The sequence below is a fragment of the Shimia sp. R11_0 genome (assembly GCF_017744035.1).
Taxonomy (GTDB): domain Bacteria; phylum Pseudomonadota; class Alphaproteobacteria; order Rhodobacterales; family Rhodobacteraceae; genus Shimia; species Shimia marina.
This window is the reverse complement of sequence record NZ_JAGHQY010000005.1, coordinates 337,861-352,832: the sequence shown is the minus strand read 5'-3', so window position 1 is coordinate 352,832 and position 14,972 is coordinate 337,861. Positions and strand designations below refer to the sequence as shown.

Sequence of the window (14,972 nt, the reverse complement as noted above, 5' to 3'; positions counted from 1 at the left end):
TTTATGCGTGCGCAGGGCTGGGGCGCGGCGAAGATCGTCCCTTTACCTTTGTGCTGTACGGGAGGAAGCTGGTGCCAAGATGGCGCGGGTCTGGTTCAGCGCCATGTGACGTCATGCCGGCTGTCTGTCCGGCTTTGTGAAACTCAACGGCGGCATCGCAGGGCTTCTGGCGATGACGGACGTGATCCATTGAAGGTGAACGGGAATGACACTGGAAAAAACAGCCTTTGAGGTGCGTGAAAACGCCTATGCGCCATATTCCAAATTCAAGGTGGGGGCGGCTGTGCGTGCGCAAAGCGGTGCCATCTATGCTGGCTGTAATGTGGAAAATATCGCCTATCCTGAGGGCACCTGTGCCGAAGCCGGGGCGATTGCGGCCATGGTCGCGGCGGGGGAGACGCGGTTGACCGAAGTGTTTGTGGTTGCTGACAGCAAGGAACCGGTGAGCCCCTGCGGTGGGTGTCGTCAGAAATTGGCGGAATTTGGCGGTAAGGACACGACGGTGACCTTGGCCAACCTGGATGGGGTGCGTGTGACCATGACCATGGCAGAGCTACTGCCGGGCGCATTTGGCACGGATCACATGGATGCGGATCACGAGGACCGGGACTAAATGGACGCACGTTCAATCATCGCGCATCTGCGTCGCGGAGAAACACCAAGCCGTGAGGCATTGGCGTGGTTTGCGCGGGGGCTTGCGGATGGCACGGTCAGCGATGCGCAGGCTGGTGCCTTTGCCATGGGGGTCTGTTTGCGTGGTCTCTCAGAGGAAGGGCGCGTGGCGCTGACGCTGGCGATGCGAGACAGCGGTGACCGGATGGTATGGGATCTGCCTGCGCCAGTATTGGACAAGCATTCCACGGGTGGGGTGGGCGATTGCGTGTCGCTCATTCTGGCCCCGGCTTTGGCAGCCTGTGGGGCTTATGTACCGATGATTTCAGGTCGCGGCCTTGGGCATACCGGGGGCACGCTGGACAAGCTGGAGGCCATTCCGGGATTGTCCACAGGCTTGAGTGAGGCGCGGTTCAAAGAGGTTGTGGCACAGGTGGGCTGTGCCATTGTCAGTGCGACAGCGGAGATCGCGCCCGCGGACAAGCGGCTTTACGCGATCCGGGATGTGACGGCGACTGTGGAAAGTCTCGATCTGATCACAGCGTCCATTCTGTCCAAAAAACTGGCGGCTGGTCTTGAGGGGTTGGTTCTGGATGTGAAAGTCGGAACCGGTGCCTTTATGAAATCCCCCCAAGAGGCACGCGCGTTGGCGCACTCCTTGGTGGGCACCGCCAATTTGGCAGGCTGTCCGACAAGTGCGGTGATCTCGGATATGAACCAGCCGCTCGCGGCGTCGCTTGGCAATGCGCTTGAGGTGGCTGAATGTATGGCGGTGCTCTGTGACGGGGCGGGTGGGCCTCTTGCGGAACTGTCTGTGGCTCTGGGTGCGCGTCTGCTGGCCAATGCCGGGATGGCGCGTGATGTCGACGCAGGCCTGCGCCAGATGCGTGACGTGCTGGACAATGGCAAAGCCGCAGAGGTGTTTGGCCGTATGGTGGGCGCAATGGGTGGGCCGGCGCGCTTTACAGAGGAGTGGCGGCGGTTTTTGCCTGAAGCGCCGGTCATACGGGAAATTGCTGCGCCCAAAACGGGCTACATCACTGCCCTTGACGGCGAAGCGCTGGGCCTTGCGGTGGTGGGGCTTGGCGGGGGGCGTCAGGTTGAGAGCGATGTGATCAACCCTGCGGTCGGATTCTCGGATGTGGTGCGCCTTGGGCAGTATGTGGAGGCGGGCCAGCCGCTGTTGCGGGTGCATGCGGCGCGGGAAGCTGCTGCGGAGGCGGCTGCGGTACAGGTGCGCGCGGCCATTGCCATTGACGCCACAATGCCGGATATACCGCCGCTTGTTCATGAGGAGAGCTCATAAATGGCACGGGTGTTTTTGGTGGTGATGGATTCCGTTGGCTGCGGTGGGGCCGTGGATGCGGACAGCTTCTTTAATGAGGCCTTGCCGGACAGCGGTGCCAATACGCTGGCCCATATTGCGCAGACCTGTGCAGAAGGGCACGCCGATGAAGGGCGTTCTGGGCCTTTGATGCTGCCACATCTGGATGGGCTTGGGCTTGGCGCGGCGGTGCGGCTGGCGTCTGGGGCGCAGACACCGGGCCTTGCGGCGACACCAACCGGTTTTTGGGGAGCCGCGAATGAGCGCAGTCCGGGAAAGGATACCCCCTCTGGACATTGGGAACTGGCCGGACTGCCCGTGCCATGGGACTGGAGATATTTCCCCAAAGGCTCGCCCTGTTTTCCCGAAGACCTCGTAGCTAAAGTGTGTGAGTTGGCGCAGACCGACGGTATTCTTGGCAACTGCCACGCCTCTGGTACGGTGATCATCAATGAACTGGGCGCGGAGCATCTGCGCAGTGGATGGCCGATTTGCTACACCTCTGCTGACAGCGTGTTCCAGATTGCGGCGCATGAGACGCATTTTGGGCTGGAACGGTTGATTGATCTCTGTCGGGCGTTGGCACCAAGCCTGCATGCGATGAAAATTGGCCGGGTGATTGCGCGGCCTTTTGTGGGCGATGCGGAAACCGGATTTGAGCGGACCACCAATCGCCGGGATTTCGCGATTGCCCCACCGGAGCCGGTGTTGACCAACTGGGTGCAGGATGCCGGGGGCGCGGTGCTGGGCGTGGGCAAGATCGGCGATATTTTCACCATGGCAGGCATCGACAGCTGCACCAAGGGCAGCGACGCCAAATTGATGCAGGATTTGCATGGGCTGGCCGAAACCGCGCCGGATGGTAGTCTGACATTTGCCAATTTTGTCGAGTTTGACAGCCTTTATGGGCATCGCCGTGATATCGCGGGGTATGCACGTGCACTGGAGTGGTTTGACCGAGAAATCGGTGCTTTTATGCAAAAGATGACACCGGGAGATCTGCTGATCCTGACGGCGGATCATGGCAACGATCCGAGCTGGCCGGGCACAGATCACACGCGCGAACGTGTGCCGGTGCTTTGTGCAGGTGTTGGACCGGGAGAAGCTGGATTGATTGACTTTGTGGATGTGGCGGCGACGGCGGCGGCTCATCTTGGCATCACGCCGCCGCGCGGAAGGAGCTTTCTATGACTGTGGCAGACCTGCCAAAGCTGGAGTTGCATATCCACCATGAAGGCGCGGCGCCGCCAGCCTTTATCAAGCAGCTCGCCCATGAAAAGAAAGTGGATCTAAGCCGGGTGTTTACGCCGGATGGCGGGTATGCCTTTGAAAATTTCGTGCATTTCCTGAGCGTTTATGAAGCGGCGAGCTCTGTGCTGACCGGGCCTGAAGAGTTTGCCCGGCTGACGTCGGCCTGGCTTGAGGAAAGCGCGGCCAATGGGGTTGTGTACACGGAGAGTTTCATCAGCCCGGATTTCTGTGGTGGCGGGGATCTTGGGGCCTGGCGCGAATATCTGGCTGCCATTGAAGAGGCGGCGGCCATGGCGGAGCGCAAGCATGGCATCACGCTGCGCGGTGTGGTGACGGCCGTGCGCCATTTTGGCTCGGAAAAATCCAAACGTGCATCGCTGTGTGCCGCCGAAACGGCGGGGCGGTTTGTGGTTGGCTTTGGCATGGGCGGAGATGAGGGGCAGTTTGCGCAGGGCGATTTTGCCTATGCCTTTGATCAGGCGCGCGAAGCCGGGCTTAAGCTGACGACCCATGCGGGGGAGTTTGGCGGCGCCCAAAGCGTTTGGGATGCGCTCAATGATCTGAATGTGGCGCGCATTGGCCATGGTGTGCGGGCGATGGAAGACCCTGATCTGATCAAGGAGCTTGTGGCGCGTCAGATCACGCTGGAAGTCTGCCCCGGATCCAATGTGGTGTTGGGGCTGTTTCCTGATTTTGCTGCGCATCCAATTCAGGCATTGCGCGATGCGGGTGTGCAAGTCACCGTGAGTACAGATGATCCGCCATTTTTTCACACCACCATGCGCCGTGAATATGAGATGCTTGCGCAGGCCTTTGGCTGGGGTGTGGCGGATTTTGCAGAGATCAACCAGACCGCGCTCAATGCGGCGTTCTGTGATGAAGAGACCAAGGCCGTCGTGGCCAAGAGACTGGAGAAAGCCTGATGGATCATTTGACCGTAGTGGATCACCCGCTGGTGCAACACAAACTGACAATCATGCGCGATGCGGCCACCTCGACCGGGGAGTTTCGCCGCCTGCTGCGTGAGATCAGCCAGTTGCTGGCCTATGAGGTGACACGTGAGTTGCCGATGACCACCAAGACCATTCAAACGCCGATGGTCGAGATGGAGGCCCCGACATTGGCGGGGCGCAAGCTGGCCCTGGTGTCCATTTTGCGGGCAGGCAATGGCTTGCTTGACGGGATGCTGGAGCTCGTACCTTCCGCGCGGGTTGGCTTTGTGGGGCTGTACCGGGATGAAGAGACGCTGGAGCCCGTGCAATATTACTTTAAAGCGCCGGGTGAGTTGGATGAACGTCTGGTGATTGCTGTGGATCCGATGCTGGCCACGGGCAACAGCTCTGCGGCTGCCATTGATCTTCTGAAAGAGAAGGGCGCGAAGAATATCCGTTTCCTGTGCCTGCTGGCAGCGCCTGAAGGCGTCGCGCGGATGAAGGAAGCGCATCCGGATGTGCCAATCGTCACGGCCTCTTTGGATGAGCGTCTCAATGAGAAGGGCTATATCCTGCCCGGGCTTGGGGATGCCGGGGATCGGATGTTTGGCACACAATAAGACGCCTTAAAGGCCCTAATTTGGTTAATTGTGTCTAAAATTTGACCACAATAGGGCCTTTCCTTGGTTTACTCATCTTCCATGTATTTGGTAGGATACCCCTACATCTTGTGGGGGCATTATGAAGCTGAGCAGATTTCTAGCGATTGGCGTAATCGCAGCATCTACGGGACTGGGGGTGGCACATGCCCAGTCGATCAATGCCAGACAGACACCGGCGGAATTTCCTCCGGCGAGTTTCAAAGGCAAGCAGTTTGTCGATAGCCGAGGTTGCGTCTATATCCGTGCGGGTGTGGATGGGGCCACAACCTGGGTGCCGCGTGTGACGCGAGACCGTAAGGTGATTTGTGGTTTCAAGCCGACGTTTGATGCCGCGGCGCGTACCGCGCCTGCTGCGGCCCCCAAGCGTGACAAGAACGTGGTGCAAATTCAGCCCGCAGTACCGGAAAGCACAGCTGCAGCAGCAACATCTGCACCCGCTGCCCAAAAAACGCAGCCAAAAACCGTGAAGAAGACCTCGGCACCTACCGCAAAAAAGGTGGCCACACCTGCGGCTGCAGCGGCGCCTGTGGTGACGACCGCAGCGCCTAAGCCGCCCAAGAAAGTGGTCAAACAAAAAAGAGGCGAGCCGCTTTACACCACGCCCACGGCAGCGCGCCCGACAACAAATGCCAAAGTCATTGCCCCGGCAGCCGCGCCAGTGGCTGCGCCAACTACGACGACCCCGGTTAAAACGGCACCAAAGGCCGCTGTTGCGCCCACCGCAACAAAGCCGCGCCGCACATCCACGCAGGCGCCCCGCGCATCGGGCATCATTTCGCCCTGTCGTGAGGGCATTACCACTTATAAGGGCTCACCGGTGCGTTGTGGTCCGCAGGCGCAGTCACCTGTGACACCAGGCACGGGGCGGCCGACTGCCACACCGCCGCAAATGCGGTTTGACAAGAACAGTTCATTGCGCCGCCCTGCGGTAGGGACGGTTGTGAAGGTCAGTGAACTTGCAGAGGTTGCGCCGGATGTGCGTGTGGTGCCTTTGCATGTTTATGAGAACAACCTGACCAATCAGGTGGATTCCAGAGTGCGAGAGGGATACCGACGCGCTTTTGAGGATGGCCGGTTGAGTGAGACACGTGCCCAGATGACTGTGGCCGGTATTGCGCAGACCGAGGCGATCTGGACCAATACGGTGCCGCGTCGGTTGATCCAGCGCACTGTTGATGATGCGGCATCTCCTGTTGCCCGAGCGGCCACTTCGGATGACGTCATCGCCCCGACAGCTGTGGCCACCAAATCGGAACCAGTGACAAAATCTCTGCGTCTTGCGGGCACGCCTTATGTGCAGGTCGGCACCTTTGGGGATGCGGCGCGGGCGCAGGCAGCAGCCAAAAAGATCCGCCGGATGGGGCTGCCGGTGCGTATTGGCAAATACACCCAGAATGGCGCGACGCAGCGTATTGTTCTGGCCGGGCCGTTTGCAGCGGAAGACAGCGCGAGCGCTGCACTTTCCAAGGCGCGTGATGCGGGCTTTGCAGGTGCGTTTTTGCGCCAGTAACTGACACTGCAGTCTGAGATTTGGTAAGGTTGTGGCAGGTCAGCTGCCGCAGATCCCCTGAAGGGCGACCCAGTAGCGGTCGCTCAAAACCGGCTCAGGCAACTCTTCGGTGAAAGGTGCGGCTTCAATCAGGGGCAGGGTGCTTTCGCCGGAAGGATCCATAGCCAACGCATAGGGCTTCAGACGCACGCGCCGCTCCTCAAAGGCAGCGATCAGTGTTTCATCTGCCGAGGCGCGGGGGGGCGTGGCGAAAAGATCTTCGAGATGGCGGACCAGAAGGGCTTCGGGCAGGGTTCCAGAAGTCAGCAGGCGCAGGCTGGCAGAGATGCCACCGCTTTCCAAGACCCCGCGCAGCGGATCGGGGCTGGCGGTCTGGGCGGCCACCACAAACCCTGCCGCCACATCTGGTTCTTCATAGTCTTCGACCGCATCGCGCCCAAGCAGCACGATGTTGCCGGGCAGGGCCACGGCCTCGCGCAGGGCGCTGGGAATGACGGTGATCACGCGCACTTTGAGACGTTTTTGCAGCGCATCCACCGCAGCGATGGCATCTGTGCTGCGACAATGCTGCCCGGTGAGGCGGGTGGTGAGCTGCATCATGTCCTGACCGATGGTCTGGCGTGCCACATTTGGCACGACGCGCAGCGCATGGTTGACCAAGGCCCCCGGCAACCAGAACACACCCAGCCCCAGAATGCCAAGCGTTGTGGCGGCGATCACCCCTTTGCGCAGGCGTCCACTGTTTTTGGTGGGCCGTGCCACAGCCTTGCGCAGTTGCTCAATCGCCTCAATCACTTCGAGATGATCTTCGCCAATTTCGATGGTTTCGCCCTCATCGCCATCGGGGAAGAACACCGCAGGCAGGGTGCCCGGGTTTTGGCGGCGTACGGCAGGCAGGGACCAATGTGCCAAGGCGCGGTCATTGGTGTCTTTGATCACCAAAGTCGCGTCCCCGAGGGAGACAATCACGTCGCGCCGTTGGGCTTCGGGAGTGTCACGCCAAAGGGCCATGGCTTCGAGGCGTTGGAATTTATCTAGTGCGGTGCTCATGTAGGATCTGGTGGGCGGTCTGCTCTGCCTCTTCTTCACAGTATGGTAGCATGGGGCGAGAGGCCGGGGCAATCTGCCTCACGCAGGCCGTCATGAAAAAGGCCCGGCAAAAACCGGGCCTTTGCATGTCTTGGAAGAGACTTACAGGATTTTGATGCCTGCGTCTTTGATATCAGCCAGGAAAGCGTCGAGGCCTTTGTCTGTCAGCGGGTGGTTGATCATAGATTTGATCACGGCTGGCGGTGCGGTCATCACGTCGGCACCAACCAGCGCGCATTGGGTGGCGTGGTTCACGGTGCGCACGGAGGCTGCCAGAATTTCGGTTTCAAATCCGTAGTTGTCATAGACCTGACGGATGTCTGCGATCAGATCCATGCCGTCGAGGTTGATGTCATCAAGGCGACCGATGAATGGCGAGATGAAGGTTGCGCCAGCTTTGGCGGCCAGCAGCGCCTGATTGGCGGAGAAACAGAGGGTCACGTTGACCTTGTGGCCGTCGTCCGTGAGCGCCTTGCAGGCCTTCAGCCCGTCCCAGGTCAGAGGGACTTTGACAGCGATATTGTCGGCGATTTCGACAAGTTTGCGGCCCTCGGCGATCATTGCATCTGCTTCGGTGGCAACCACCTCTGCGGACACAGGACCGTCTACGAGGTCACAGATTTCTTTGGTGACTTCCAGAATGTCACGGCCGGATTTTTTGATCAGAGACGGGTTGGTTGTCACGCCGTCGACCATGCCGGTGGCGTTCAGTTCAGCAATGGCGTCGATCTCGGCGGTGTCTACGAAGAATTTCATATCGGTTCCTCTACTGCAGTGAGCAGGCAAAAAGGCGATGCGCGCAACTGCGGGATTGCACTGCGGCTGGCACCGCTTTACCCGATCAGGCGCTTTGCGAAAAGCAGGAAGTCACTTTCCATACTGAAATTCCGTTAGCGATAACGAGATTTGCTTCTGAACGCCAAAAGGCGGAGGCCGCATTGGGCCTCCGCCAGTATCTCTTGCGGTAAGCTGCGCAGGCCAGTGCTTAGCCAAATTCGGAATAGGGTTCGGTGACGCCGTAGAAGGCGCCCCGGTCTACGGCGATATCGGCCGCGTCAATCTGCTGATCCAGGATCACAACTTGCCCGACGGCGTCACCATCGTGGGCGCCGCCATTGCCGCCTTGGTTTGAGACGAAGGTCAGAACCGTGTCGATGTCGCCATCATTGTCAAAGTCCGTATAGATCGCTTCTTCGAGTTCCACTGTGTGGCCCTTGAACACCAGCGTGTCGCCTTCTGCGGCGTCGAAATCGGTCACCACTTTGGTGCCGATGGTTTCCACCCAGTGGTCATGGGCGTTGTCGTTTTCGCCGGCCACGCCATTCATGGAGTAATCCGTATCGCCATTGGCATCGGTGTGTTTGGCAAGGATCTCTGCTTTGGCGTCGATCAGCCAGCGGAATTCAAAGGTGTCTGCACCGCTTCCGCCTTGCAGATAGTCCGTGTCTTCCACTGGCTCATCTGGGTTGACCAGAGCATCGGCATCCTGTGCAGGCACAGGCTCGCCGCCCCATGAAAATCCATAAAGAGTGTCGTTGCCTGCGCCTCCATAGAGCATGTCATTGCCTGCGCCGCCTTCCAGAACGTCATCGCCGGAGTTGCCGTAGAGCCTGTCTGCGCCCTCGCCCCCATGCAGGGCATCTGCGCCGCTGTTGCCATAAAGTAGATCTGCACCGTTGCCGCCATGAACAATATCGTCGTCGCGACCGCCTGACATGGTGTCGTTGCCCGCGCCGCCATAGAGCATGTCATTGCCGTTGCTGCCCTTAATAAGGTCATCGCCCGCGCCGCCATCCAGCATATCGGCCCCGTTGCCGCCATTCAGCACGTCATTTCCAAGCCCGCCATAGGCCATATCATCGCCGTTGCCAGCTTTGACGCTGTCATGGCCTTCACCGGCATCAATGGTGTCGTCGCCACCATGTGCCGTGATCGTATCATTGCCCGCCAGACCGCGGATCATATCGGCAAACTGTGTGCCTGTTAGAACGTTGTCCAAGAGGGTACCCAAGAGAGTGCTCATTTTACCCGATCCTTTTCTCGTGTTGCTACACCTCAGTGCTAGGCGGTCAGGATGGGGGAAGTACACAGGTGGTGATATGCCGATTTATGCACTATATTTCAGCGTGTTATCGGCAGTTTTTTGCTCATTTATCTGGTCGTGGTTTGGGCCCGGAAGTTATCTCTTAAAAACCGGGAATGCGGCCGTAGGCAATCTGTGATTGGCCAGCCTTGCTGCCAGCAAAGGTGATCTGAATGTCCCCGGCGTTGTCCAGCGGCTGGGCGAAGACATCGTGATCATGTACCGCCAGAACAGCCAGTTCATCGCCCACATCGTGCATGGGGAACATCGACACCACGATGACACCTCCCGCTTCCACGCGCCGAGGCTGCAAGAATGGGTTGATTTTCATCACGGCGAGCAGCACATCTCCATCAAAGAAACCGTGTTCGTTCAGAATGTGCATGATATGGGCGAGAACCTGTGTGTCCTGAAGCAAGGAGCCGCCGTTGTCGTTAGACAGCGCTTCGCGTTCAAAGCGGGGAGAGGCGCCTAGCAGCGTGCCATCCTTTTGCCAGAGCGCCACCGCAGAGCCGCTTTGCTCCATCAGCAGGCGCATGGTTTGATCCGGTGCCAGTGTGCGATTGCGCAGCACGTCCTCCAAGATGGCCTGTTTCACCTGCAAAGACGGCTCGCGTATACCGCGTTCCCACCGGCTGACTGCGGATTGATCCACATTGAAGTCCTGAGCCATTGCTTCTTGTTTCAGGCCGTGACGCTCGCGATAGTCGCGACATAACTTGGCCCAGTCTTGCCCTTTTGGCAGCATGTGGGATACCTCTGAGTGCCAATGCGCCGAAAAGAGGCGCGGCGCGCGCGAATGCAAGCTATCCGGGAGCAGAGTGTAATGGAAGAGGGCGATTTCTTTGGCAGTGGCGCTCCTGTTTCGGTGCTGACTGCGCAGCCCTTGGACCGGTTTCTGGATTACAAAGCCCCGGAGGGAGGCTGTGTGCTTGGCGCTTTTGTCGAAGTGCCGCTGGGGCCGCGCAAAGTTTTGGGCGTGATTTGGGGGCCGGGCAGCGGCAGCTTTGATCTGAGCCGTCTGCGCGCGGTGAACCGTGTTCTGGATGTCGCCCCCATGGGGGCGGATATGCGCGCCTTCTTGCAGCGTGCCGGGGAGTATACGCTCACGCCGCTGCATGCCATGTTGCGACTGGCCACCCGTGCGCCGGGCCTGTCGGATCCGCCCTCGATGCGCAAGATCTATCGACGGGGCACAGGCACGCCGGATCGGCAGACCGATGCAAGGCGGCGTGTGCTGGCCACATTGGAAGATTACGGTGACCTGTCGTTCACCATGGGGGAACTGGCCGATATGGCTGGGGTCACAAATTCGGTCATCAAAGGATTGGTCAAACAGGGTGTGGTGCGGGAAGAAGCCGCCCCCCGGGATGTGCCTTTTGCCAGACTGGATCCTGAATATGGCGGCAAGGCCCTGACAAAGGATCAGGAGGCTGGCGCGGCCCAGTTGTGCGCAGGGGTGCAGACAGGGCGCTATGGCACAACTCTGCTGCGCGGTGTGACCGGCTCTGGGAAAACAGAGGTCTATCTTGAGGCGGTCGCCGAATGTCTGCGCAAGGGGCGGCAGGCGCTTGTACTCTTGCCGGAGATTGCGCTGACAGCGGAGTTTCTGACGCGGGTTGAGGCGCGTTTTGGCGCGAGGCCTGCGGAATGGCATTCAGGTGTGACGATGACAGAGCGCCGCCGCACCTGGAAGATGGTGGGGGCCGGAGGCGCGCAGATGGTGATTGGCGCGCGCTCGGCGTTGTTTCTGCCCTATCGTGATCTTGGCTTGATTGTGGTCGATGAGGAACATGACACCTCCTACAAACAGGAAGATGGGGTGCTTTATAATGCGCGCGATATGGCGGTGCTGCGCGCTGCACTTTGTGAGGCGCAGGTGGTGTTGGCCTCAGCAACCCCAAGCCTTGAGAGTTGGACCAACGCAGAACTGGGCAAATACAGCAAGCTTGAGCTGACCAGCCGCTATGGTGCCTCGGTCCTGCCGGAAATGCGCGCGATTGACATGCGGGCAGAAAAACTGCCTGCCAGTCACTGGATCTCGCCAACGCTCAAGGCGGCGGTGGATGCGCGGATTGCAAAAGGGGAACAAGCGCTGTTGTTCATCAACCGCCGTGGCTATGCGCCGGTCACCATTTGCAGGGCCTGTGGTCATCAGATTGGCTGTGACAGCTGTGATGCGCGTATGGTGGAGCATCGCTTCCTCAAGCGCCTGATGTGCCATCAGTGCGGCGAAACCAAACCCATGCCGGAGGCCTGTCCCTCCTGTGAGGTCGAAGGCAAGCTGGCGCCGGTTGGCCCGGGGGTGGAGCGTCTGGCAGAGGAGGCCAAAGAGCTTTGGCCAGAAGCACGTCAGGCGGTGCTGAGTTCGGATCTCTTTGGCTCGGCGCGCGCGCTGAAAGAAAGTATCGAGACCATCGCACAGGGCGGTGCCGATATTATCATCGGCACCCAATTGGTGGCCAAGGGGCACAACTTCCCCTTGCTCACGCTGGTTGGGGTGATTGATGCGGATTTGGGATTGCAAGGCTCTGATCTGCGCGCCGCAGAGCGGACCTTCCAACTGATGCGTCAGGTGGCGGGGCGTGCGGGGCGCTCCGAGCGGGCGGGGCTGGCGCTGTTGCAGACCTTTCAGCCCGAACATCCGGTAATCCGCGCCATCCTGAGCGGCGATGAGACAGGGTTCTGGCGCGCCGAAGCAGATGAGCGACGCCATGCGGTGGTGCCGCCTTTTGGGCGCATGGCCGGCATTATTCTCTCTGGCAGCGACGTGAGCCAGGTGTTTGATCTGGGCAATGCACTGGCGCGCAATGCGGGCGCACTCAAGGCGATTGGTGCAGATGTCTATGGTCCCGCTCCGGCCCCAATCGCGCGGGTACGCGGACGCCATAGGGTGCGCCTTTTGGTGAAGGCAGACAAATCCGCGCCGTTACAGGCCGCCCTTGCGCAATGGGTCGGCCAATTCCGGCTGAAGGGTGACTTGCGCCTTGCGGTGGATATCGACCCACAGAATTTTTACTGACGGCCTGCTTCATTTGACCAAAAATATCCCGGAGCGCGAGGCAGCGCCTCGCTTACACGATCTGTTCCAAGTGACAGGTGGTGCGGAGGTGCACAGGTCTTTCTACCATGGTCGGGGGTCGCCTTTCGTGGTCTTTGGGCGTATGCGCTGTGTATGTTTAGGAAAATCCCCATTGATGACGCGCATCTCCTGCCGTGGTGGCGGCGTCCGATCACACTTCTGTTTCTGATGGCGTTGGCGATGCCGATTGCCTTCAACACGTGGACTGCGCTGCTCAATAACTTTGTGATTGAGGTAGCGGGCTTTGACGGCTCCGACATTGGCCTACTGCACACAGTGCGCGAAATTCCCGGATTTCTGGCAATTGGCGTGATTTTCCTATTGCTGTTCATCCGCGAACAGGTGTTGGGCATGATCTCCCTGCTGCTGTTGGGCGTGGCCACTGCGCTGACCGCCTACTTCCCCAGCATGGGGGGAATTTTGATGATCACGCTGCTCAGCTCGATTGGCTTTCACTATTATGAGACGGTGAACCAGTCGCTGCAGCTGCAATGGCTCGACAAAAAGCGCGCGCCTAAGATGTTGGGGTGGCTGGTTGCGGCGGGTTCTGGCGCGACATTGGTGGCCTATGGGCTGATTGTGTTGAGCTGGAAACGCTTCGATCTGAGTTATGAGGTGGTCTATCTTGCGGGCGGCGGTATCACGGCGGTGATTGCAGTCTATTGCCTCTTCGCCTTCCCGCAATTTGAGGGGCGCACGCCGCAGTCGCGCAAAATGGTGCTGAAAAAGCGCTATTGGCTTTATTACGCGATGCAGTTCATGGCCGGGGCCCGTCGTCAGATCTTTGTGGTGTTTGCCGGGTTCATGATGGTGGAACGCTTTGGCTTTGATGTGCATGAGATCACCGCGCTCTACTTGATCAACCTAGTGGCCAATATGATTTGCGCGCCTTTGATTGGGACCGCTGTGGCCCGTTTTGGTGAGCGGCGCACGCTGATTTTTGAATATGCCGGGTTGGTGATCGTGTTTTTGGCCTATGGTGGGATCTATTTCTTTGGCTGGGGAATTGTCTTGGCGGCGACGCTTTATGTGGTGGATCACCTGCTCTTCTCGCTGGCTTTGGCGTTGAAAACCTATTTTCAGAAAATTGCCGATCCAGAAGACATGGCGCCGACCGCGGCTGTGGCGTTCACCATCAACCACATCGCTGCCGTGTTTCTGCCGGTGCTTTTGGGGCTGTTGTGGCTGGTCTCACCCGGTGCGGTTTTTGTCTTGGCGGCCTCTATGGCGGCGATTTCACTGGGGCTTGCCTTTTTGATCCCACGCCACCCGGAAAAGGGCAATGAAACCCGTCTGACCCGACCTTTGGCTGCGATGGCTGAGTAAAACAACGGTCTCAGGCTTGACGGCGGCGAGGGGAGACCCTAGGCCGCTGTCAAAGCTTCAGGAGACCGCTCATGCCCACATTTACCGCATTCACCACGCTGCCCGGAAAAGCCCAAGGCGAAGCGCTTGGCGAGGCGATGGAGCGTCTTGTGCCCGAACCCACCGGCGTGGGGGTTTTTGAAATCGAAGATGGCTCTGGTCTTTGGGAAGTTGGGGGTTATTTCACAGAAGCGCCGGATGAGGCAGGGCTTGCCGTGTTGGCGGCGGCTTTTGACGCCAAGCCTTTTGTGGTGTCTGAGTTGCCAGAAACGGATTGGGTAGCCAAGGTGAAGCGTGAGCTTGCTCCGGTGCAAGCGGGGCGGTTCTTTGTTTACGGCAGCCATGATGCGGATAAGGTGCCCGCAGAGGCGGAACCCCTTTTGATTGAAGCGGCCATGGCCTTTGGCACCGGTCACCATGGCACCACGCTGGGCTGCCTGAAGGCTTTGGACCGTCTGGCCGTAGAAGGCTTTGTGGGGCAGAATGTGGCGGATATCGGCTGTGGCACAGCCGTGCTTGGCATGGGAGCAGCCCGCATCTGGCCCAACCCGGTGCTGGCCAGCGATATCGATGAAGTGGCTGTGGATGTGGCGAAGGCCAATGTGGAGGCCAATGGGCTGTCCGGGCGTGTGATCTGTCTGGAGGCCGCTGGTTTTGGGCATCCTGATCTGGCGGCGAAAGCGCCATATGATCTGGTGTTCGCCAATATCCTGAAAGCACCGCTGGTCGATCTCGCCCCTGATATGGGAGCCAACATTGGTGCGGGGGGACATGCGATCCTGTCCGGTATTCTCAATGAACAGGCGGATGAGGTGGTTGCGGCCTATGCTGCGGCGGGCTTTGCGGTGCACACTCGCGAAGAAATTGGGGAATGGACCACGCTGACGCTGACCCGCCAAAGCGCCTGATCCCGCACTTTCACAGTTAGAATCACATCACAGGGCGTCTCTGCGGAGGCGCCCTTTGTTTTTGTGTTTGTTTCCAATTTGAAGACAGTTTTTGCTATCTTATGAGGTCGTTTCGCCTGCGGTGGGGTATTTGTGAAATTGTGAGCAGTTTTGT

General features: G+C 59.2%; 13 protein-coding genes. 9 read left to right on the top strand and 4 right to left on the bottom strand.

The annotated features are described in order from the left end of the window. Positions 1 to 205 precede the first annotated feature (205 nt). From J7382_RS13120 to J7382_RS13095, 6 genes are all read left to right on the top strand, one after another. Positions 206 to 613: a cytidine deaminase gene (locus tag J7382_RS13120; protein WP_058241310.1), complete on the top strand. Its 408-nt coding sequence runs from the start codon at positions 206 to 208 to the stop codon at positions 611 to 613. After that, on the top strand, positions 614 to 1,918 hold the full coding sequence (locus J7382_RS13115) for a thymidine phosphorylase (protein WP_209069442.1): 1,305 nt from the start codon (positions 614 to 616) through the stop codon (positions 1,916 to 1,918). It abuts the gene before it with no gap. Beyond that, positions 1,919 to 3,127 (top strand): phosphopentomutase, encoded by a 1,209-nt coding sequence (locus tag J7382_RS13110; protein ID WP_209069441.1) that lies wholly within the window; start codon positions 1,919 to 1,921, stop codon positions 3,125 to 3,127. Next, a complete protein-coding gene (locus J7382_RS13105) occupies positions 3,124 to 4,110 on the top strand; it encodes an adenosine deaminase (RefSeq protein ID WP_209069440.1) in 987 nt (328 codons plus the stop codon). Before J7382_RS13110 ends, J7382_RS13105 begins: the two co-directional genes overlap by 4 nt. Then, entirely contained in the window at positions 4,107 to 4,739 is a 633-nt protein-coding gene (gene upp, locus J7382_RS13100) for a uracil phosphoribosyltransferase (RefSeq protein ID WP_058241314.1), read from the top strand. Before J7382_RS13105 ends, upp begins: the two co-directional genes overlap by 4 nt. 121 nt (positions 4,740 to 4,860) lie before the next feature. Then, positions 4,861 to 6,291, top strand: coding sequence for an SPOR domain-containing protein (locus tag J7382_RS13095; protein WP_209069439.1), 1,431 nt, complete (start codon positions 4,861 to 4,863; stop codon positions 6,289 to 6,291). Between the two features lie 39 nt (positions 6,292 to 6,330). Here J7382_RS13095 and J7382_RS13090 read toward each other — a convergent pair whose 3' ends face one another. The 4 genes from J7382_RS13090 to J7382_RS13075 form a co-directional block, all read right to left on the bottom strand. Continuing rightward, positions 6,331 to 7,341 (bottom strand): hypothetical protein, encoded by a 1,011-nt coding sequence (locus J7382_RS13090; RefSeq protein WP_209069438.1) that lies wholly within the window; start codon positions 7,339 to 7,341, stop codon positions 6,331 to 6,333. Positions 7,342 to 7,482: 141 nt separating this feature from the next. After that, positions 7,483 to 8,136, bottom strand: coding sequence for a fructose-6-phosphate aldolase (fsa, locus tag J7382_RS13085; RefSeq protein ID WP_209069437.1), 654 nt, complete (start codon positions 8,134 to 8,136; stop codon positions 7,483 to 7,485). Between the two features lie 229 nt (positions 8,137 to 8,365). Continuing rightward, positions 8,366 to 9,403, bottom strand: coding sequence for a calcium-binding protein (locus J7382_RS13080; protein WP_209069436.1), 1,038 nt, complete (start codon positions 9,401 to 9,403; stop codon positions 8,366 to 8,368). A 163-nt stretch (positions 9,404 to 9,566) separates the two neighbouring features. Beyond that, the gene (locus J7382_RS13075) at positions 9,567 to 10,211 is read right to left on the bottom strand and encodes a helix-turn-helix transcriptional regulator (RefSeq protein ID WP_209069435.1); all 645 of its coding nucleotides are present in this window, start codon (positions 10,209 to 10,211) and stop codon (positions 9,567 to 9,569) included. A gap of 78 nt (positions 10,212 to 10,289) precedes the next feature. Here J7382_RS13075 and J7382_RS13070 point away from each other — a divergent pair, with 78 nt between their 5' ends. The 3 genes from J7382_RS13070 (at position 10,290) to J7382_RS13060 (ending at position 14,818) form a co-directional block, all read left to right on the top strand. Beyond that, positions 10,290 to 12,485: a primosomal protein N' gene (locus tag J7382_RS13070; protein ID WP_209069434.1), complete on the top strand. Its 2,196-nt coding sequence runs from the start codon at positions 10,290 to 10,292 to the stop codon at positions 12,483 to 12,485. 153 nt (positions 12,486 to 12,638) lie between these two features. Next, positions 12,639 to 13,871, top strand: a complete 1,233-nt coding sequence (locus J7382_RS13065) for an MFS transporter (protein ID WP_209069433.1) — start codon at positions 12,639 to 12,641, stop codon at positions 13,869 to 13,871. Positions 13,872 to 13,942: 71 nt separating this feature from the next. Further along, on the top strand, positions 13,943 to 14,818 hold the full coding sequence (locus J7382_RS13060) for a 50S ribosomal protein L11 methyltransferase (RefSeq protein WP_058241322.1): 876 nt from the start codon (positions 13,943 to 13,945) through the stop codon (positions 14,816 to 14,818). Positions 14,819 to 14,972 lie beyond the last annotated feature (154 nt).